The sequence below is a fragment of the Arthrobacter sp. UYCu723 genome (assembly GCF_054059215.1).
The window spans coordinates 84,988-106,159 of record NZ_JBSSBW010000001.1 but is presented as its reverse complement, the minus strand read 5'-3'; the positions used below and the strand labels follow the sequence as shown (position 1 = coordinate 106,159).

Below are 21,172 nucleotides of genomic sequence, written 5' to 3'. Positions count from 1 at the left end.
AGAACAGTAGATGACTGAAACTCTGCCGGGCGCCGCCATCCCGAATCCTCTGGATGAAGCCGCCATCACTGCCGCCGTAGACCAGGCCGTTGCCGCCATAGCCGCCGCCTCCACGCTCGATGAACTCAAGGCCGTGCGTCTTGCGCACACCGGCGAAAAGTCCGCCCTGAGCCTCGCCAACCGTGAGATCGGCGGACTGCCGAAGGACCAGAAGGCCACCGCCGGCAAGCTCATGGGGGCCTCCCGCGGACGCGTCAACAAGGCGCTCGCGGACCGCACTGCCGAACTCGAAGCCGAGAACGACGCGCGGATCCTTGTCGAGGAGACGGTCGACGTCACGGCGGCTCCGCGCCGCCGTCGTGCCGGTGCCCGGCATCCGCTGTCCACCCTGCAGGAACGGGTGGCGGACATCTTCGTCGGCATGGGCTGGGAGATCGCCGAAGGCCCCGAGGTCGAGTCCGAGTGGTTCAACTTCGACGCGCTGAACTTCAAGCCGGACCACCCGGCCCGCGAAATGCAGGACACCTTCTTCGTCGAGCCGCCCGAGGCGCACCTGCTGATGCGCACGCACACCTCCCCGGTGCAGGTCCGCTCGATGCTGGAACGCGAAGTGCCCATCTACGTGCTGTGCCCCGGCAAGGTGTTCCGCACGGATGAGCTGGACGCGACGCACACCCCGGTCTTCCACCAGTTCGAGGGCCTCGCCATCGACAAGAAGCTCAGCATGGCGGACCTCCTGGGCACCCTGGAGCACTTCACCCGGCAGATGTTCGGCGCCGAGGCCCAGATCCGGCTGCGCCCCAACTACTTCCCGTTCACCGAGCCCTCCGCGGAGCTGGACATCTGGCACCCCGGCGCCAAGGGCGGCCCGCGCTGGATCGAATGGGGCGGCTGCGGCATGGTCAACCCCAACGTGCTCCGCGCCGCCGGCATCGATCCGGACATCTATTCAGGTTTTGCCTTCGGCATGGGCATTGAGCGGGCGCTTATGTTCCGCAACGAGGTGGGCGACATGCGAGACATGATCGAAGGCGACGTACGTTTCAGCGAGCACTTCGGGATGGAGATCTAACAGTGCGTATCCCACTTTCCTGGCTGCGTGAATTCGCGCAGGTACCGGCCGGAGCAACGGCCGAGGACGTCATGGCCGAACTCGTCAAGGTCGGTTTTGAAGAAGAAGCGGTCCACCGCCCCACGGACACCCTCCAGGGCCCCATCGTGGTGGGCCAGGTGCTGAGCATCGTCAAGGAGCCCCAGACCAACGGCAAGACCATCAACTGGTGCCAGGTCCGGGTTGTCCCCGAAGGCCAGCAGCAGACCCTCACGGGCGACGGCATCGACCCCTCCGGCGTGCAGGGCATCATCTGTGGCGCCCACAACTTCGTGGAGGGGGACAAAGTAGTCGTCACCCTTCCCGGCGCCGTGCTGCCCGGCGACTTCCACATTTCGGCGCGGAAAACCTACGGCCACCTGTCCGCGGGCATGATCGCCTCCGTGCGCGAACTCGGCATCGGCGAGGACCACGACGGCATCCTGGTGCTCGCAAGGATCGGACTCGATCCGGAAATCGGCACCGACGCCATGGAGCTCCTGGGCCTTCATGACGAGGCCGCCGAGATCAACGTCACCCCGGACCGCGGCTACGCGTTCTCGATCCGCGGCGTCGCCCGCGAATACGCGCACGCCACCGGCACGTCCTTCACTGACCCAGCGTCCAAGGTCTCGGCACCCGCGGAACTTGCCGGAGGCTACGGCGTCAAGCTCAATGACGACGCGCCCATCTACGGCAAGCCCGGCTGCGACCGCTTCGTGGCCAGGACCGTCCGCGGCGTCGAGGCCACAAAGCCGACGCCCCCGTGGATGACGTCCCGGCTGCGTCTTGCCGGCATCCGCTCCATCTCCCTTCCGGTGGACATCTCGAACTACGTCATGCTGGAACTTGGCCAGCCCACGCACTGCTACGACCTGGACGCGCTGTCCGGCGACATCGTGGTCCGCCGCGCCGTGGCGGGGGAGAAGATCACCACCCTGGACGACAAGGAGCGCGCGCTCGACGTCGAGGACCTCCTGATCACGGACGGCTCCGGCGCGATCGGCATCGCCGGCGTGATGGGCGGCGCCGCCACCGAGGTCAGCGATTCGACGTCGAACGTCCTGGTCGAGGCGGCGCACTTCGACGAAGTCTCCATCGGACGCTCCCGCCGCCGGCACAAGCTCCCGTCCGAGGCCTCCAAACGCTTTGAACGCGGCGTCGACTGGCACGTCGCCAACGTTGCAGCCCAGCGCGTTGTCGACCTCCTGGTGGAACTTGCCGGGGGCAAGGCCGACGAGGCCGGGACCGACGTCGGGACCGCGCCGGACGCCGTGACCATCGCCCTTCCGGCCGGCTTTGCCGCCGCCCGGATCGGCATTGACTTCGGCGAAGAGCAGATTGTCACCTCGCTCGAGGACCTGGGTGCCGTCGTGGTGAAAACCGACGACGGCTGGATGGTCACCGCCCCGAGCTGGCGCAACGACCTGGAAACCAAGGAAGACCTCACCGAGGAGATCGCGCGGCTGGTCGGTTACGACAAGATCCCCGCGAGCCTTCCGGTGGCGCCTCCGGGCCGCGGACTGACCCGCGTCCAGCAGCAGCGCCGGCGCCTGGTCCAGTCCCTGGCCGCCTCCGGCCTCACCGAGGTCCTCGCGTACCCGTTCGTCTCCAAGGCCGCCAACGACACCTTCGGCATACCCATGGAGGGAACGCCGCGCAAGGCGCTCAAGCTGGCCAACCCGATCAGCGAGGAGCAGGGCTACCTGCGGACCTCGATCCTGCCGGGCCTGATCGAGGTGGCCAAGCGCAACCACTCCCGCGGCTTCCGCGACCTGGCGCTGTTCGAGGCCGGGCTCGTGTTCCTGCCCGGTGACACGCTCGGCACCGCCACGATCCCGCCGCTGGGCGCCAAGCCGGCCGACGAGGTGCTGGATGCCCTGTACGACGGCGTCCCGGACCAGCCGCTGTATCTCGCCGCCGTGCTGACCGGCCACGATTCACCCGCCGCGGCGGGCCACACGCCCCGAGCCTGGGACTGGGCGGACGCACTGGACATCGCCCGGCTCGCCGGCGACGTGCTTGGCGTCGAGATCGTCATCAGCCAGGGCCAACACCAGGCCTTCCACCCGGGACGGGCCGCGCAGCTGGCGCTCCGCACCGGCGAAGTCCTGGGCTACGCCGGCGAACTGCACCCGAAGCTGCTGGCCGCGCATGACATGCCCGCGCGCTCGGTGGCGCTCGAGTTCAACGCGGATGCCCTCTTCGAGGCCGCCGCGGACGTGATCGTCGCCAGGCACATCTCCACCTACCCCGTGGCCAGCCAGGACGTCGCCCTCGTGGTGCCGCAGGAGGTTCCGGCCGAAGAGGTGCTCGCCGCCCTGCGCGATGGTGCCGGCGAACTGCTCGAAGACGTCGCACTTTTCGACGTGTACGCGGGCAAGGGCATCGAGGACGGCAAGAAGTCGCTGGCGTTCAGCCTGCGGTTCCGGGCCGAGGACCGCACGCTGACGGCGGACGAGGCGTCCGCGGCCCGCGAAAGCGCCGTGGCCGTTGCCCACGAGCGCTTCGGAGCGGTCCAGCGCTGACGCACTGACCATCCCGGGAATCTGCCGATGCCGCCACTGCTCGTCGTGCGTTCCTGTCCTCCCTTCGGCCGTTCCGGCCACTCCGAAGGGCAGCCGGGAGGACAGGAACGCGACGCGCAGGAGCTGCTGGACGCCGTCGAACGGGAGCGTGCCGACGCCATGATGCCTGGCCCGAGGGCAGCTTTCGTGGCCGGCCGGCTGGCACAGCGGCGCTTCGCCGCCGAGCTGCTGGAGGTGCCGCCCTCGAAGCTGACCGTGGACTACAGCTGTCCCCGCTGCGGGACCGGGGCCCACATCTCACACGGCCGGCCCGGCTACTCTGTGACCGGTCCGGGTGCCAGGAGCACCGCCGCCCCGCTGCTGCTGAGCCTGTCCCGGAGCTCGGGGTGGACGCTGCTGGCAGCCGTGGTTCATCCGGAACCGGGCCTGCGGCTTGGTGTGGACGTCGAGGATCCCGCACGGACGGATTTCGCCGGTTTCGACGACGTCGCGCTGGCTCCGGCGGAACGCCGGGAGCTGCAGGGACGTCCGGCCCGGGCACTGCCGCGCGAACGTGCGCGGTTCTGGGCCCGGAAGGAAGCCTGGCTGAAGATGACCGGCGACGGGCTTCGGACAGCCCCGGACACCCTCGAGGTGTTGCACCGTGCCGGACTCCGGGACCTCGCTCCGGCGGAGACGGGCCTGCCCCAGGACCTCGCCGCAGCCGTCGCGCTTTCGCTCGGCACCAGATTCTCGGCGCCAGACCGACGCCCTAACTGACCGGCAGCGGCGGGAGTGCCTCCTCGTACAGCCAGGGGTGCAGCAGGGCCTCGGTGTCCAGGCCGGTCGCCCGATCCGCGGCGAGGATGAACTGGGCTGTTGACACGGAGCCGTGGCGGTTGCGGTCGGCCCAGTCGTGCAGCAGCGCGAAGAAGGCCAGGTCGCCGCAGCGCAGCCGCAACGCGTGCAGCGCGAGGGCGCCGCGCTTGTAGACACGGTCATCAAACATCAGTTCCGGCCCCGGGTCACCCACCAGCAGATCCTGGCTGCCGGCGTCGAGCCTCCGCCAGGCGGCCGCGGCGCGGTCCGCGAGCGGCAGGACGCCGGCTTCCTCGGACCAGATCCATTCCGCATAGCAGGCGAATCCCTCATGCAGCCAGATGTCCTTCCAGGACGCGGCCGTCAACGAATTCCCGAACCACTGGTGCGAGAGCTCATGGGCCATCATCCGCTGGGACTCCCACTCCAGGCCCAGATGGTTGCGGCCCAGGATGGAAAGGGTCTGTGCCTCGAGCGGAATCTCCAGCTCGTCCTCCGTCACCACCACCGTGTACGCCGGGAACGGATAGGGTCCGAAGCAGTTCGTGAACGTGCGCATCATCTCCGGCTGGCGCGCCAGGCCCTCGCGGGCAGCGCCCGCCAGGTCCGGCGGCACTGCCACGAACTGCGGCACCAGTCCGGCCGCGTGGGATGGATTGAGGGCCACGAGCTCATAGCGGCCGATCTGGACCGTCGCGAGGTAGGTGGACATGGGCTCGGATTGCTCGTAGACCCAGGTTTCGCGGCTGGACCGGCTGCTGTGCGAGAGCAGCACCCCATTGCACACGGCCCTGTAGTTGGCGTCCGTGGTCACGGTCATCCGGTAGCTGGCTTTGTCCCGCGGGTGATCGTTGCAGGGGAACCAGGAGGCCGCGCCGTTGGGCTGACCGGCCACGAGCGCCCCGTCGGTGAGTTCCTCCCAGCCCACTTCGCCCCAGAGGCCGCGGCGGGGGACCGGGTTCCCTTCGTACCGGATGTCCAGGGTGAATTGCTCGCCTGGCAGCAGGGCAGCATCCGGGACGACGACGAGCTGATCGGCGCGCTGGCTGAACTTGCGCACCTTCCGGCCGCTGAGCTGCACCTTGGTGGCCCGCAGCCCGGTCAGATCCAGCACGATGGCCGAGGCAGGATACTGCGCGACCGCGTGCAGGACAGCGCGTCCGTTCAGGCGGTTGCTGCTGAGCCTGTAGTCCAGTTGGAGTTCATAGCGCGTGACGCGGTACGCGTTGGTGCCGTGGCCTGGCAGGTAGGGATCCGGCGCCCCCGCTTCCTCTTCCGAGGGCAGGGCACGCCCGGTGCCGGCAGCTGTGCTGGAACTCATACGCTGGGATTCATGCGACTGGGGGTCATCGGAGCGGGCCTTCGGGATTGCGGGTGCGGGGACTGGCCTTGCGGAGCGTGGCTACCTGGGCTTGTGGGCCGGCTGGCCCGGTCCACCCCAGGGGCTGACGGGATTTCCCATCCAGTACGTCGCGGCCGGCACCGTTTCACCCCGCATCACGAGGGACGCCGGCCCCACCGTGCCGCCGGCGCCGATCCGTGCCTGGGGGAGGATGACCCCGTGCGGTCCAATGGTTGCTCCGTCTTCGAGCGTAACAGTGTCGATGCTCATCACACGGTCGTGGAACAGATGGGTCTGGACGACGCAGCCGCGGTTGACGGTGGAGTTCCGGCCCAGGGTCACGAGGTCCGCTTCGGGGAGCCAGTAGCTTTCGCACCAGGTGCCGGCGCCGATCTTCGCGCCGAGGGCGCGGAGCCACCAGACCAGTGCCGGCGTCCCGGTGGCCGCGCGGGCAAACCAGGGGGCACTGACCATCTCGATGAAGGTGTCTACTACCTCGTTGCGCCAGATGAAGGAGCTCCACAGGGGATGCTCGCCCGGATGGATCCGCCCGACCAGGACCCATTTAGCCACCACGGCGCTGCCCGCGGCCACGGCGCCGGCCAGCAGGACCACGACGCCGCCCAGTGCCGCGGCCACCCCGTAGTTGAACGTCGTGGCCAGCCAGTCAAGGGCGAGAAGGACCCCGGCGGCGATCGCCACGGTCGCCACCACCGGCACGAAGCGGCCCAGCTCCCACAGGGCGCGGGCAAGCTTGAGCCTCAGCGGCGGCTGGTAGGTCCGGGTGTCGTCGGAGGCGATCGCGGTGCGCCGCAGCCTGACCGGCGGGCTGCCCAGCCACGAGGTCCCGGATTTGGCCTTCGCCGGCGTCGCCGAAAGCACCGCGATGAGGGAGTTCTTGGGCACGTTGCGGCCCGCGCCCGTCATGCCGGAATTCCCCAGGAAGGAACGCTTGCCGATCTTGGCCGGGGCAATCCTCAGCCAGCCGCCGTCGAGCTCGTAGGACGCCACCAGGGTGTCGTCGGCGAGGAAGGCGCCTTCGCCCACGGTGGTCATCTTGGGGATCAGCAGGACCGTGGAGGCCTCGACATTCCTGCCGATTTTGGCGCCCAGCAGGCGCAGCCAGACCGGGGTGAAGAGGCTGGCATAGATCGGGAACAGCAAGTCGCGGGCCAGGTCCAGCACGCGTTCGGTGGCCCAGACCTGCCAGCCGATCCGGCTGCCCACCCGGTAATAGCCTTCTGCCAGCCCCACGCCGAGGAGACGGGTGGTGAGGAGGATCAGCACCAGGTTGGCCAGGAACCAGACCAGCGCGGCCAGCGGGAGGGACAGCAGAAGTTGGGGCAGTGCGGCGGAGAGGGATGCGCTGCCGCGGATGAAGAGGAACATCACCAGGGCGGCGGCCGCCGCGGACAGCAGGGGGATCAGGGCCAGCACCGCTGACGCGGCAGCGAAGCCGGCAAACCAGAGCCGGCCGATCAGGGGATGCTCCGGCCAGGAGTGCCTGGCTTTGCCACGCCGTTCCGCGGGGGATCCCGCCACGAGCTGGCCGGCCTTCACCTTGCCCAGCACGGCCGAGCCCGGCTCCACCTGGGCCCCGGCGCCGATCATGGCTCCCGGCATCAGGGTGCTTCGTGCGCCGATTGTTGCGCCGGCGCCGATGTGGATGGCGCCGATGTGGACCCGGTCGCCGTCGATCCACCAGCCCGAGAGGTCAACTTCAGGCTCGACGTTGCAGCCGCTGCCGAGGGAGAGCAGGCCGGTGACGGGCGGGAGCGAGTGGAGCTGGACGTTAAACCCGATCTTCGCCCCGAGCGCCCTGGCGTAGTAGGGCACCCACGGGGCACTCGCCAGGCTGATGGCGCCGGCGAGGTCTTGGATCTGCTCGGCGAGCCAGAGGCGCAGATGCACGCGGCCGGAGCGGGGATACGTTCCCGGCGTTACCGTTCGGAGCAGCAGGCGGGCGGCGGCCACGGAGATCAGCATCCGGCCCGGGGGGCTGACGAACACCAGCCACGAGGCGCCCACCCACCACCAGGACACCGTGGGGGCGGCGCTGAAACCGGCAAGGGCGGAGAGCAGGTTGTTCGCCGCCATCAGGTAGCTCAGCCAGCGCATGCCCACAAGGACGTGCAGCGGGACACCCATCAGGGTCTGGAAGATCTGCGACTTGCGGGCGGTGGGGCGGACGGTGCGTTCCGGGGCGGGCCCGGCGCCGCCTTCGGGAAGCGACTGGCGGGCGGCATCCACGAGCGCGCCGAGCCGCGGGGTCGCGTAGATGTCGGCCACCGTGATGGTGGGGTAGCGCACGCGCAAGGCCGAGACGAGCTGCGCGGCCGCGAGGGAACCGCCGCCGTAGGCGAAGAAATCGGCGTCGAGGTCGGCGACGCCGCTGCCCAGCACCGCGGTCCACTGCGCCACGATCCATTGGGCGTCGTCGGGAAGGTTCAGTGGCGCCTTCGCCGCATCAGCGGCACCGGCGTCGGCAAGCGGCCAGGGCAGGGCGTGCCGGTTGACCTTGCCGCTGGTCTTGGTGGGAAGCGAGTCAACGAGCGTGAGCAGGGGGATCAGCGGGGCCGGCAGGCTGGCGCCGAGCAGCTCCCTCGCGGCTGCCAGATCAAGCTGCTTGCCCGCGGCCGGGGCGAGATAGCCGACAAGGATCTGGTTGCCCGCGGCCGTGGTCTGCACCGCGGCGGCCGCGCCGGCAACATCGGGAAGGGCCTGCAGCGCAGCGTCGATTTCGCCGAGTTCGATCCGGCGTCCGCCGAGCTTGACCTGCTCGTCGGCACGGCCTTGGAAGATCAGCCCGGCGGCTTCGTAGCGGACCAGATCCCCCGAGCGGTAGGCCCGCTCCCAGCCGAGGGAGGGCATCGGGGCGTATTTTTCGGCGTCCTTCGCCGGGTCCAGGTAGCGGGCCAGCCCGACGCCGCCGATGATCAGCTCGCCCACCTCGCCTTCGGCGACGGGGAGGCTGTTGGCGCCGACGACGGCGAGGTCCCAGCCGTCGAGCGGCAGCCCGATCCTGATCGGCCCCGGGCCGCCGAGCGGTGCAGCGCAGGCCACGACGGTGGCCTCGGTGGGGCCGTAGGTGTTCCAGACCTCGCGGCCCTCGACGGCGAGCCGGTCCGCGAGTTCCGGCGGGCACGCTTCACCGCCGAAAATCAGCAGCCGGACGCTCTCAAGGGATTCGACCGGCCAGAGGGCGGCCAAGGTGGGCACCGTTGAGACCACCGTGATGCCGTGGCTGATCAGCCACGGTCCGAGGTCCATACCGGTCCGGACCAGGGCACGGGGAGCCGGGACGAGGCACGCACCGTGGCGCCAGGCCAGCCACATTTCCTCGCAGGAGGCGTCGAAGGCGACCGACAGGCCGGCCAGGACCCGGTCCTGCGGGCCGATCGGATCGTCCTGCAGGAAGATCCTGGCCTCGGCGTCGACGAAGGCCGCCGCGGAGCGGTGCTGCACGGCGACGCCTTTGGGTGTTCCGGTGGAGCCGGAGGTGAAGATCACCCAGGCGTCGTCGTCCGGGCCGGGAAGCCTCTGGGCGGGAAAGGGCCGGGTCCGCCGGGGGTCCGCCACATTCTGTCCACCGGCGCGCAATATTCCGGCCACCGCCGCCTCACCGAACACCAGTTTGGCCCGTTCGTGTGGGTCGTCCGCGTCCACCGGAACGTAGGCTGCCCCGACCAGGAGCACGGCCAGGATGGCAATGTAGAGCTGGTTGGTGCCGGACGGAATCCGGACGCCGATCTTGTCTCCCGCGCCGAGGCCGGCCCGGTGCAGCTCCCGCGCCCTGGCCCGGACTGCCGCCAGAAGCTGGGCGTAGCTCAGCGATTCGTGGCCGTCGTCGAGCGCGGAGGCGTCCGGGAACAGCGAGGCGGTCTCCTGCAGGATCTCGACCAGCGTCCGCTCCGGTGGCCCGGCCAGTGACCCCGGCAGCTGTGCCCGATGAACCTGACGAACGGATACCGGCCCGGCGGCGCCTGCGGCGGACGGCGGAAGATCGCTGCGGTGCGGTTGCTGCTCAGTCACAGGGGCATTGTCTCCGGGCAAGATGAACAGCAGGGGTCTTGCACTGTTGGTGCGTTGTCCGCATGATGTTCCCTGGCGTGCCTTCCGGATCCTTGCTGACCCTACGGGACCAGGATGACCTTGCCGGTGGTGCGGCGCTGCTCCAGGTCCGTGTGGGCCTGGGCGGCCTCCGCCAGGTCGTATCGGGCGCCGATCCGAACCTTGAGGGTCCCGTTGGCGGCCGCCGCGAAGATCTCGTCGGAGCGCCAGCGGCGTTCCTGGGGGTTGAGCAGGAAGTGGCCGATCGTGGGCCGGGTCAGGGACAGCGAGCCGCCGGCGTTGAGCCGCTGCGGGTCGAAGGGCGGGACCGGGCCGGAGGCGGCACCGAAGAGCACCAGTGTGCCGCGGATGCGCAAGGCGGCGAGGGAACCGTCGAAAGTGTCCTTCCCGACGCCGTCGTACACCACATCCGCGCCGGTTCCGTCGGTCAGTTCGCGGACCCGGGCGGAGAAGTCTTCATACCGCAGCACATGGTCGGCTCCGGCCTCGCGGGCCAGCTGCTCCTTGTCGTCGGTGGACACGGTGGTGATGACGCGTGCGCCCTTGGCCTTGAGCAGCTGGATCAGCAGCAGGCCGACGCCGCCGGCTCCGGCGTGGAGCAGTACGGTGTGGCCCGGCTCGACCCGGAAGGAGGAGTTGATCAGGTAGTGCGCGGTGATGCCCTGCAGCGGGAGGGCGGCCGCGGTGAAATCGTCGACGCCGCGCGGGACCGGCAGCGCTTTGGCCTCGTCGACCAGGGCGTAGCCGGCGTAGCTGTTGACGCCCTCGGCCGTGGCGACCCGGTCGCCGGGGGAAAACCCCGTGACGCCCTCGCCCACTTCCTCGACGGTGCCGGCCGCCTCGGAGCCCGGGGTGAAGGGAAAGGGCACCTTGTACGCACCGCTGCGCTTGTACGTGTCAATGAAGTTCACGCCGACGGCGGAAACTTTGACCAGCAGCTGGCCGGGCCCCGGTACCGGACGCTCCACTTCGGTCAGCTCCAGGACCTCGGGTCCCCCCGCTTGGCGGGCGACGATTGCATGCATCATTGCGTCTCCTTCTCCGGCCGGGGATTTCCTGGTCCGGATCCTCGATCCATCCTAGGGACACCGGCGCCAACGACGAAGTGACGGCCGGTAAACGGCCGTCACTTCGGGGCAAACACGTGGAGCGGCGCGGACGCCGGTAGCGGTACGGCCGCCTAGTAGCGGCGCGTCACTGTTGCCATCGGGCATTCGAAGTGCCGCCCGGCGGCGAGCCCGACGTCATTAAGATAGCGGACGATGATGCCGTAGGACTGCAGCAGCGTGGTTTCGGTGTAGGGAACCTGGTGCTTCTTGCAGTACTCACGGACGATCGTGGCGGCCTTGTCCAGCTGCGGGCGGGCCATGTCCGGGAAGAGGTGGTGCTCGGCCTGGCGGTTGAGGCCGCCCAGCAGGATGTCCATGAAGCGGCCGCCGGAGATGTTGCGGGACGTCAGGACCTGCCGGCTGAAGAAGTCCACCCGGCTGTCCGCGGGCAGGACCGGCATGCCCTTGTGGTTCGGGGCAAAAGAAGCCCCCATGTAGAAACCGAAGACTGCGAGCTGGACGCCGATGAACGCGAACGCCATGCCCAGCGGCAGGAAGGTGAAGGCCAGCACCGGGAGCAGGCTCAGGCGCGCCACGAGGATGGGGATTTCAACCCAGCGGTGCGTGACCTTGGCGCGGCGGAAGATGAACTTGACCGAATCGATCTGGAGCCCCAGGCCCACTAGGAACAGCAGCGGGAAGAAGAGCCAGCCCTGTTTGCGGGTCAGGAACGAGAACCGCCCCTGCCGGGTGGCCGCGGCTTCCTCGTGGAAGGCGATCGCGCCGGTGGCGATGTCCGGGTCCTTGGAGATGACGTTCGGATGGATGTGGTGCGCGCCGTGCTTCTGCTCCCACCAGGAGTAGCTCATGCCGGCCACGGAGGTGGCGAGCAGCCGGGCGGTCCAGTCGTTGGCGCGGCGGGAGGCGAAGATCTGCCGGTGCCCGGCCTCGTGGGCCAGGAAGCTCAGCTGCGTGCATAGGATGCCCAGGGCCGCCGCGATGAGGAGCTGGAACCAGCTGTCACCGATCAAAGCGAAACCGAACCAGGTCGCGGTCATCAGCAGTACCAGCACGGAAAAGACGGTGACGTAGAAACCGACACGGCGTTCCAGGAGACCGGCGGCCTTGACGCTCTTGAGCAGTTCCGAATAGCTGAGAACGACGGCGTTGGGCTGCCGGACCCGCGATTTTGGGCGCACAGAAGTTGTCGCAGTGGCAGGGAAAGTGGTGGTCATCTAGGGCGTGCCTCGTAACTGTTTCGGGTAACGCTGCATCCGACACTCGGACCGCACGGTCTGGATCACCCTTCTACCAAGCATACGGCCCGGGGCTTCGCTGGCCTCCCGGACCGGACCGGATCGGCTCTCGGCGGAACGCCGGGTAGGAGAAAAGCGGGCACACTCAAGCGCATGCATAAATATCGGCACCTATGCATACTCTTGCTGTATAGTGGTGGCTATGACTATTTCTGTTGCCGTCTCCGGGGCGAGCGGTTATGCCGGCGGCGAGGTCCTGCGGCTCCTCGCTGGTCATCCCGACGTTACGATCGGCGCCATCACGGCCCATAGCAACGCCGGTTCCAGACTAGGGGAACTGCAGCCGCATCTCCATGGTCTGGCCAGCCGCATCCTGGAGGACACCACGGTCGAGAACCTGTCCGGACACGACGTCGTGTTCCTGGCCCTGCCGCACGGCGCCTCCGCCGGGATCGCGGCCCAGCTGCCTGCCGGAACGGTCGTGATCGACGCCGGCGCCGACCACCGCCTGGCGGATCCGGCTGCCTGGGAAAAGTTCTACGGGTCCCCGCACGCCGGAACCTGGCCCTACGGTCTGCCGGAGCTGCCCGGCCAGCGCGACGCGCTCCGCGGCGCCACTCGGATCGCCGTCCCCGGCTGCTACCCGACGTCGGCCCTGCTGGCCCTCACCCCGGGCTTCAGCAACGGCCTCCTGCAGACGGACGACGTCGTGATCGTCTCCGCCTCCGGTACCTCCGGGGCCGGCAAGGCCGCCAAAGTCAACCTGATCGGCGCCGAGGTCATGGGCTCCATGAGTCCGTACGGCGTGGGCGGCGGACACCGGCACACGCCGGAGATCGAACAGGGCCTGTCCAAGGCCGCCGGCGGGCCGGTCACCGTCTCCTTTACGCCCACGCTGGCGCCCATGAGCCGCGGCATCCTCACCACGGCGACCGCGAAGATCCGGCGCCAGCCAGGGCGCAGTGTGACGGCTGAGGAACTCCGCCGCGCCTGGAGTGAAGCGTACGACGACGAGCCGTTTGTCCACCTGCTCCCGGAAGGGCAGTGGCCCTCCACCAAGTCGGTGCAGGGATCCAATCACGCCGTGATGCAGTTGGCGCTCGACGAACACACCGGCCGCGTGATCATCACGTGCGCCATCGACAACCTGACGAAGGGGACCGCCGGCGGCGCCGTGCAGTCCATGAACATTGCCCTCGGCCTGGCGGAAACCGCAGGCCTCGAACTGCAGGGAGTCGCACCGTGAGCATCACCGCCCCCCAGGGATTCCGTGCCGCCGGCGTCACCGCCGGCCTCAAGGCCTCCGGCAACCCTGACCTGGCCCTCGTTGTCAACGACGGGCCCTCCAAGGCCGCCGCGGCCGTCTTCACCTCCAACCGCGTGGCCGCCGCCCCGGTGCACTGGTCCCGCGAGGTGGTCAAGGACGGCCGGGTGGACGCCGTCATCCTGAACTCCGGCGGCGCGAACGCCTGCACCGGTCCGCAGGGCTTCCAGAACACCCACACCACCGCGGAGAAGACCGCCGAAGCGCTCGGCGTGTCCGCCACGGACGTCGTGGTCTGCTCCACCGGCCTGATCGGCGAACAGCTCCCGATGGAGAAGATCCTTGCCGGGATCGGCGCCGCCTCGGCTGCACTGGACCCCGACGGCGGAGCCGCGGCCGCCACGGCGATCATGACGACGGACTCCGTGTCCAAACAGGCCGTCTTCACCGGCATGGACGCCGCAGGGAGCCAGTTCACCATCGGCGGCATGGCCAAGGGCGCCGGCATGCTCGCTCCCGGCCTCGCCACGATGCTGGTGGTCCTCACCACGGACGCCGACGTCCAGCCGGACATGCTCGACGTCGTACTCCGCGACGCCACCCGGGTCACCTTTGACCGGGCGGACTCCGACGGCTGCATGTCCACGAACGACACCGTGCTGCTGCTTGCCTCCGGTGCGTCCGGAGCCGTGCCGTCCGCCGTCGACTTCGGCACGGGCCTGACCCAGGTCTGCGCCGAGCTGGCCCGCAAGCTGATCGGCGACGCCGAGGGCGCCAGCCATGACATCGCGATCCGGACCTTCAACGCGGCCAGCGAGCGGGACGCGGAAACCGTCAGCCGCGCCGTCGCCCGCTCCAACCTGTTCAAGACCGCGATTTTCGGCAAGGACCCCAACTGGGGCCGCGTGCTCTCGGCAGTCGGCACCACGGATGCCGTTTTTGAACCCGACCAGCTGAACGTTTCCATGAACGGCGTACAGATCTGCCGCAACGGCAGCATCGGCGATGACCGCAACCTCGTGGACCTGGAACCGCGCGAGGTCCTCGTCGAGATCGACCTCCAGGCCGGCGACGCCGAAGCCACCATCCTGACCAACGACCTCACGCACGACTACGTCCATGAAAACAGCGCCTACTCCAGCTAACCCCCTGGAAGGACGAACAGTAGGACGAACAGTAGGACGAACGGTAGGACGAACAGTATGAACACCCAGACACGCGAGACCACATCCATGTCCGATGCCCAGAGCAAGGCCGGCACGCTGATCGAGGCACTGCCCTGGATCCAGCGCTTTGCCGGCAGCACCATGGTGATCAAGTACGGCGGAAACGCCATGGTCAACGATGAACTCCGGCGCGCATTCGCCGAGGACGTCGTCTTCCTTCACCATGTCGGCATCCACCCCGTCGTGGTGCACGGCGGTGGCCCCCAGATCAACGCAATGCTCAGCCGGCTCGGCATCGAATCCGAGTTCAAGGGCGGCCTGCGGGTCACCACCCCCGAGGCCATGGACGTGGTCCGCATGGTCCTCACCGGCCAGGTCGGCCGGGAACTCGTGGGCCTGATCAACTCGCACGGCCCCTACGCCGTGGGCATGTCCGGCGAGGACGGCGGCCTGCTCCGCGCCGTCCGCACGGGGACCGTCGTGGACGGCGAAGAAGTGGACCTGGGGCTCGTCGGCGAAGTCGTCGGCGTGAACCCCGAGGGCATCCTGGACATCGTCGCGGCCGGCCGGATCCCCGTGATCTCCACCGTCGCCCCGGAGATCTTCGATGACGGGGAACGCGACGGAGCAACAAAACAAGCGCAGACCACCGGGCAGGTGCTCAACGTCAACGCGGACACCGCCGCCGCGGCCCTCGCCGAAGCCCTCGGCGCTTCGAAACTGGTGATCCTGACCGACGTCGAGGGGCTCTTCGCCAACTGGCCGGACCGCTCCTCGCTGATTTCCTCGCTCACGGCCTCCGAGCTGCGCGAGCTCCTGCCGCGCCTGGAGTCCGGCATGATCCCCAAGATGGAAGCCTGCCTCAAAGCCGTCGAGGGCGGCGTGGAACGCGCGCACATCGTGGACGGTCGGCTGCCGCACTCGATGCTGCTGGAAACCTTCACGACCGCGGGCATCGGCACGCAGGTCGTCCCGGATGAGGAAGTAAAGGCATGAACCAGATCGCAAAGTCACCAGAGCTTACTGAAATCATCGAGACCAAGGGCCACGCCACCGGCGCGCAGTGGCTGTCCCGCTACTCCTCCTCGCTGCTGGGCGTCTTCGGCACCCCGCAGCGGGTCCTGGTCCGCGGCTCCGGCTGCCTCGTCTGGGACGCCGACGGCAAGGAATACCTGGATCTGCTCGGCGGGATCGCGGTCAACGCACTGGGCCACGCGCACCCCTTCGTCACCTCGGTGATCTCCAGCCAGCTTGCCACCCTGGGCCACGTCTCCAACTTCTTCACGAGCCCCACCCAGATCGCTTTGGCCGAACGGCTGCTGGAACTCAGCAAGGCCCCGGCCGGCTCGAAGGTGTTCTTCGCCAACTCCGGCACCGAGGCCGTCGAGGCCGCGTTCAAGCTGGCGCGCCGCAATACGGGCGCCAGCCCGAACGGTACGGAACAGCCCCGGACAAAGATCATCGCGCTCGAAGGGGCCTTCCACGGCCGCACCATGGGCGCCCTCGCGCTGACCGCGAAAGAGGCCTACCGGGCGCCGTTCGCGCCGCTGCCGGCCGGCGTCGTGCACATCCCCTTCGGTGACATCGACGCGCTCCGCGCTGAAGTGGACCACACCGTCGCCGCGGTGTTCCTCGAGCCGATCCAGGGCGAGGCGGGCGTCCGTCCGCTGCCCGCGGGCTACCTGCAGGCGGCCCGGGAAGCCACCAGCGCGGCCGGCGCGCTGCTGATCCTGGACGAGGTGCAGACCGGGATCGGCCGCACCGGCAAATGGCTCGCCAGCGAGGACGCCGGAATAGTGCCCGACGCCGTGACGCTCGCCAAGGGCCTGGGCGGCGGCTTCCCGATCGGCGCCCTCCTCACGTTCGGGCCCGAGGTCTCCTCGCTCCTGTCCGCCGGCCAGCATGGCACCACCTTTGGCGGCAACCCCGTCGCCACCGCCGCGGCACTGGCCACCCTGCATGTCCTCGAAAACCAGCAGGTCCTGGCCCACGTCCGGGACGTGGGGGAGCACCTGCGCTCGGGCCTCGCCGGGATCGACGGCGTGACCGAAGTCCGCGGTGAAGGGCTGCTGATCGGCTTCGACCTCGACGCCGACGTCGGCCCCGCCGTCGTGACGGCCGGCCTCGAGGCGGGCTTCATCGTCAACAGCCCCGGCCCGCACACCATCCGCCTCGCGCCGCCGCTGATCCTGACCACCGGCCAGGCCGACCGCTTCCTCGCGGCGCTGCCCGCCCTCCTCCAGACCGCAAAGGACGCCCAGTGAACGCCACAGCAGCCACCCGCCACTTCCTCAAGGACACGGACCTCAGCCCCGCCGAACAGGCCGAAGTCCTCGAGCTCGCCGTCCGGATGAAGGCCGCCCCCTACAGCGTGCAGCCGTTTGCGGCGGAAGGCAGCGGCCGCAAGACCGTCGCTGTCATCTTCGACAAGACCTCCACCCGGACCCGGGTCTCCTTCGCCACCGGCGTGGCGGACATGGGCGGCAACGCCCTCATCATCAACCCGGGCGAGGCGCAGATCGGCCACAAGGAATCGGTCGAGGACACCGCCAAGGTGCTCGAGCGCATGGTCTCCACCATCGTGTGGCGCACCGGCGCGCACTCGGGACTCGTCGCCATGGCGGAAAACTCGAAGGTCCCGGTGATCAACGCACTCTGCGACGACTACCACCCCTGCCAGCTGCTCGCCGACCTGCTGACCATCAAGGAACACAAGGGCGGGCTCAAGGGCCTCACCATGAGCTACCTCGGCGACTCCGCCAACAACATGGCCAACTCCTACCTGCTCGCCGGCGTCACGGCGGGCATGCACGTGCGTATCGCCGGCCCCGAGGGCTACCTGCCGTCCCCGGAGATCATCGCCGCCGCCGAGGACCGCGCAGCGGAAACCGGCGGCTCGGTGCTGGTCACCGTCGACGCCGCCGAAGCGCTGCTGGGCGCCGACGTCGTCGCCACCGACACCTGGGTGTCGATGGGCCAGGAGGACGAGAAGGAAGCCCGGCTGCTGCTGTTCCGCGACTACGCCGTGGATGAAGCGGCGATGAAGCTCGCGGCGCCGGACGCCGTCGTGCTCCACTGCCTGCCTGCCTACCGGGGCTACGAGATCTCCGCCGGGGTCATCGACGGAGCGCAGTCCGTGGTCTGGGACGAGGCCGAAAACCGGCTGCACGCCCAGAAGGCGCTGATGGCCTGGCTCATGCACCGCTCCGGCCTGGCCGTTGTTGACGGGCTCGACTAGTGTCCGTCCAGCCGAGCTCCCCGGGGGCCAGCCCGGCCACCAAGACGGCCCGGCAGGCGCGGATCACCGCGATCCTCACCGGTGAGTCGGTCCGCTCGCAGGCGGAACTGGCGGCACTGCTGGCGGACGACGGCGTCCAGGTCACCCAGGCCACCCTGTCCCGGGACCTCGTGGAACTGGGCGCGGTCCGGGTGCGCGGCAAGGACGGCGTGCTCGTCTACGCGGTGCCGGGGGAGGGCGGAGAACGCGCGGCCAGGAGCGGCGTCACCCAGGAGATCCTCGACGCCCGGCTGTCCCGGCTCTGCGGGGAGCTGCTGGTCACCGCCGAAGCATCCGCGAATATAGTGGTGCTCCGGACGCCGCCGGGCGCGGCCAATTTCCTTGCCCTCGCGATCGACCACTCGGTGATGCCTTCGATTCTTGGCACCATCGCCGGGGACGACACCGTGCTGCTGGTCACCCGCGATCCGCTCGGCGGCGCGGCCCTCGCTGCGCGCTTCCTCCAGTTCGCCGAGGAAGCCGGCCCCAGCCAGTAAGCTGCCCGGCTTTGTGACAGGCTTTCACCAGACAAACAAATAACCAACCAACAACTAAGGAGCATTTGAAGTGACTGAGCGTATTGTGCTGGCCTACTCCGGTGGCCTGGATACTTCCGTAGCCATCGGCTGGATCGGTGAAGCCACCGGAGCCGAGGTCATCGCCGTGGCGGTCGACGTCGGACAGGGCGGCGAGTCGCTGGAGACGATCCGCCAGCGTGCCTTGGGTTGCGGCGCCGTCGAAGCCTATGTGGCCGACGCGAGCGACGAGTTCGCCAATGAGTACTGCATGCCCACACTGAAGGCCAACGCCCTCTACCAGGGCCATTACCCGCTGGTCTCCGCGATCTCCCGCCCGGTGATCGTCAAGCACCTGGTCAAGGCAGCCCGCGAATTCGGCGCCACCACCGTGGCCCACGGCTGCACGGGCAAGGGCAACGACCAGGTCCGCTTCGAGGTCGGCATCCAGACCCTCGGCCCGGACCTGAAGTGCATCGCCCCGGTCCGCGACCTCGCCCTGACCCGCGACAAGGCCATCGCCTTCGCCGAGGAAAAGGGACTGCCGATCGAGACCACCAAGAAGAACCCGTACTCGATCGACCAGAACGTCTGGGGCCGCGCCGTCGAAACCGGCTACCTCGAGGACATCTGGAACGCCCCCACCAAGGACATCTACGACTACACCGCCACGCCGGAATTCCCGCCGACCCCGGATGAGGTCACCATCTCCTTCGAAGCCGGCGTCCCGGTCGCGATCGACGGCGTCAAGGTCACCCCGCTGCAGGCCATCAAGGAACTCAACCGCCGCGCCGGCGCGCAGGGGGTCGGCCGGATCGACGTCGTCGAGGACCGCCTCGTCGGCATCAAGTCCCGCGAGATCTACGAGGCACCGGGCGCCATGGCGCTCATCACGGCGCACAAGCACCTCGAAGACATCACCATCGAGCGCGAGCAGGCCCGCTTCAAGGCCACCGTCGGCCAGCGCTGGTCCGAGCTGGTCTACGACGGACAGTGGTTCTCCCCGCTCAAGCGCTCGCTCGACGCCTTCATCGAGGACACCCAGCGCTACGTCACCGGCGACATCCGCATGGTGCTGCACGGCGGCCAGGCCATCGTCAACGGACGCCGCTCCGGGACCTCGCTCTACGACTTCGACCTCGCCACGTACGACACCGGCGACACCTTCGACCAGTCGATGGCTCGCGGCTTCATCGAGCTGTGGGGTATGTCCGCCAAGGTTGCCTCCAGCCGCGACCTCCGGGTCGCAGGGCAGTGAGTCAGCAGCAGGGCCCAGGGGCGCAGGGGTCCCCGGCCGAGCGAAGCGAGGCCGGGGTGCGCTCGGGGACCAATGAAGGCGCGCTGTGGGGCGGCCGGTTCGCCGGCGGCCCCGCGGACGCCCTCGCCGCCCTGAGCAAGTCCACGCACTTTGACTGGCGGCTGGCCCGCTACGATATTGCCGGGTCCAAGGCGCACGCCCGCGTGCTGCACAAGGCCGGGCTGCTGGACGACGCCGAGCTCGAAGGCATGCTCGACGCCCTGAGCCGGCTGGACGACGACGTCGCCTCCGGCGCCTACCTGCCCGCGGAATCCGACGAGGACGTGCACGGGTCGCTGGAACGCGGGCTGATCGAGCGCGCCGGCACCCAGCTCGGCGGCAAGCTCCGCGCCGGACGGTCCCGCAACGACCAGGTGGCCACACTGGGGCGGATGTTCCTGCGCGACCACGCCCGGATCATCGCACGCGGTGTGCTCGCCACGATCGATGCCCTCGTGGAGCAGGCCAAGGTTCACCGGGGTGTGGCCATGCCGGGCCGCACCCACCTCCAGCACGCCCAGCCGGTGCTGCTCAGCCACCACCTTCTGGCCCACGCCTGGGCGCTGTTGCGCGACGTGCAGCGGCTCCAGGACTGGGACAAGCGCGCCGGTGTCTCGCCCTACGGCTCGGGCGCCCTTGCGGGCTCCTCGCTGGGGCTGGACCCTGAGGCCGTCGCAGCAGAGCTGGGTTTCTTCTCGGCGACGCACAACTCGATCGACGGCACCGCCTCCCGCGACGTCTTCGCCGAATTCGCCTGGATCACGGCCATGATCGGCGTGGACCTTTCCCGCGTCTCGGAGGAAGTCATCCTGTGGGCCACCAAGGAGTTCTCCTTCGTCACCCTGCACGATTCCTACTCCACCGGGTCCTCGATCATGCCGCAGAAGAAGAACCCTGACGTGGCGGAACTGGCACGCGGAAAGGCCGGCCGGCTGATCGGCAACCTGACCGGGCTGCTGGCCACGCTGAAAGGCCTGCCGCTCGCGTACAACCGCGACCTGCAGGAGGACAAGGAACCGGTCTTCGACGCCGCCGACACGCTGGAGGTCCTGCTCCCGGCGGTCTCCGGCATGATCGCGACGCTGACGTTCAACACGGAGCGGATGGAGTCGCTGGCACCGCAGGGCTTCGCGCTGGCGACGGACATCGCCGAATGGCTGGTCCGCCAGGGTGTCCCGTTCCGCGAGGCGCACGAGCTCTCCGGTGCCGCGGTCAAGCAGGCCGAAAGCCGCGGCGTCGAACTCTGGGACCTGACGGATGATGAATACGCCGCCATCTCGGAGCACCTGACGCCGGAGGTCCGCACCGTCCTGAGCACGGAGGGCTCGCTCAACAGCCGGAACTCCCAGGGCGGCACCGCCCCGGCCGCCGTCGAGCGCCAGCTGCTCTTCCTCGAAGGCGAGCTCGCCGGCGTCCGCGCGTACGCGGGGTAGCGACCGTTTCTGCGCGAGATGGCATTTCGCGGCAATGTTCTTCGATAACACTGCCGCGAAGTGGCGTCTCGCGGCGCTTAAGGTGG

General features: G+C 69.0%; 15 protein-coding genes. 11 read left to right on the top strand and 4 right to left on the bottom strand.

Annotated features, from left to right (window positions below; genetic code table 11):
• The first annotated feature begins 10 nt into the window (after positions 1-10).
• Genes pheS through ACVWZ8_RS00445 form a run of 3 tightly spaced genes read left to right on the top strand, consistent with a single transcriptional unit; the run spans position 11 to position 4,377 of the window.
• Positions 11-1,072 carry a phenylalanine--tRNA ligase subunit alpha gene (gene pheS, locus ACVWZ8_RS00455; protein ID WP_426976851.1) on the top strand — a complete coding sequence of 354 codons (1,062 nt, stop codon included), beginning with the start codon at positions 11-13 and terminating at the stop codon, positions 1,070-1,072.
• Positions 1,073-1,074: 2 nt separating this feature from the next.
• Positions 1,075-3,618 carry a phenylalanine--tRNA ligase subunit beta gene (gene pheT / locus ACVWZ8_RS00450; RefSeq protein WP_426976853.1) on the top strand — a complete coding sequence of 848 codons (2,544 nt, stop codon included), beginning with the start codon at positions 1,075-1,077 and terminating at the stop codon, positions 3,616-3,618.
• A 27-nt stretch (positions 3,619-3,645) separates the two neighbouring features.
• Entirely contained in the window at positions 3,646-4,377 is a 732-nt protein-coding gene (locus ACVWZ8_RS00445) for a 4'-phosphopantetheinyl transferase family protein (protein ID WP_456503450.1), read from the top strand.
• On the opposite strand, the gene ACVWZ8_RS00440 is transcribed toward ACVWZ8_RS00445, so the two are convergent.
• The 4 genes from ACVWZ8_RS00440 to ACVWZ8_RS00425 form a co-directional block, all read right to left on the bottom strand.
• Positions 4,370-5,737, bottom strand: a complete 1,368-nt coding sequence (locus tag ACVWZ8_RS00440) for a M1 family metallopeptidase (RefSeq protein ID WP_426976857.1) — start codon at positions 5,735-5,737, stop codon at positions 4,370-4,372. The genes ACVWZ8_RS00445 and ACVWZ8_RS00440 overlap by 8 nt on opposite strands.
• Positions 5,738-5,818: 81 nt before the next feature.
• Positions 5,819-9,697 carry a Pls/PosA family non-ribosomal peptide synthetase gene (locus ACVWZ8_RS00435; RefSeq protein WP_456505882.1) on the bottom strand — a complete coding sequence of 1,293 codons (3,879 nt, stop codon included), beginning with the start codon at positions 9,695-9,697 and terminating at the stop codon, positions 5,819-5,821.
• 194 nt (positions 9,698-9,891) lie between these two features.
• Positions 9,892-10,857 (bottom strand): quinone oxidoreductase family protein, encoded by a 966-nt coding sequence (locus ACVWZ8_RS00430; protein ID WP_426976858.1) that lies wholly within the window; start codon positions 10,855-10,857, stop codon positions 9,892-9,894.
• A 152-nt stretch (positions 10,858-11,009) separates the two neighbouring features.
• A complete protein-coding gene (locus tag ACVWZ8_RS00425; protein ID WP_456503449.1) occupies positions 11,010-12,113 on the bottom strand; it encodes a fatty acid desaturase family protein in 1,104 nt (367 codons plus the stop codon).
• A gap of 223 nt (positions 12,114-12,336) precedes the next feature.
• Here ACVWZ8_RS00425 and argC point away from each other — a divergent pair, with 223 nt between their 5' ends.
• The 8 genes from argC to argH all read left to right on the top strand — a co-directional run bounded on the left by argC (position 12,337) and on the right by argH (position 21,086).
• Entirely contained in the window at positions 12,337-13,380 is a 1,044-nt protein-coding gene (argC, locus tag ACVWZ8_RS00420; protein WP_426976860.1) for an N-acetyl-gamma-glutamyl-phosphate reductase, read from the top strand.
• A complete protein-coding gene (argJ, locus tag ACVWZ8_RS00415) occupies positions 13,377-14,543 on the top strand; it encodes a bifunctional glutamate N-acetyltransferase/amino-acid acetyltransferase ArgJ (RefSeq protein WP_426976861.1) in 1,167 nt (388 codons plus the stop codon). The genes argC and argJ overlap by 4 nt, the downstream gene beginning before the upstream one ends.
• Positions 14,544-14,600: 57 nt before the next feature.
• On the top strand, positions 14,601-15,560 hold the full coding sequence (gene argB, locus ACVWZ8_RS00410; RefSeq protein WP_456503448.1) for an acetylglutamate kinase: 960 nt from the start codon (positions 14,601-14,603) through the stop codon (positions 15,558-15,560).
• Entirely contained in the window at positions 15,557-16,828 is a 1,272-nt protein-coding gene (locus tag ACVWZ8_RS00405; RefSeq protein WP_426976863.1) for an acetylornithine transaminase, read from the top strand. The genes argB and ACVWZ8_RS00405 overlap by 4 nt, the downstream gene beginning before the upstream one ends.
• On the top strand, positions 16,825-17,802 hold the full coding sequence (argF, locus tag ACVWZ8_RS00400) for an ornithine carbamoyltransferase (protein WP_456503447.1): 978 nt from the start codon (positions 16,825-16,827) through the stop codon (positions 17,800-17,802). Before ACVWZ8_RS00405 ends, argF begins: the two co-directional genes overlap by 4 nt.
• Complete coding sequence (locus ACVWZ8_RS00395; RefSeq protein ID WP_426976866.1) at positions 17,802-18,338, top strand: arginine repressor; 537 nt, start codon at positions 17,802-17,804, stop codon at positions 18,336-18,338. Before argF ends, ACVWZ8_RS00395 begins: the two co-directional genes overlap by 1 nt.
• 70 nt (positions 18,339-18,408) lie before the next feature.
• The gene (locus tag ACVWZ8_RS00390; RefSeq protein WP_456503446.1) at positions 18,409-19,614 is read left to right on the top strand and encodes an argininosuccinate synthase; all 1,206 of its coding nucleotides are present in this window, start codon (positions 18,409-18,411) and stop codon (positions 19,612-19,614) included.
• Positions 19,611-21,086 (top strand): argininosuccinate lyase, encoded by a 1,476-nt coding sequence (gene argH / locus ACVWZ8_RS00385; RefSeq protein WP_456503445.1) that lies wholly within the window; start codon positions 19,611-19,613, stop codon positions 21,084-21,086. Before ACVWZ8_RS00390 ends, argH begins: the two co-directional genes overlap by 4 nt.
• Positions 21,087-21,172: the final 86 nt, after the last annotated feature.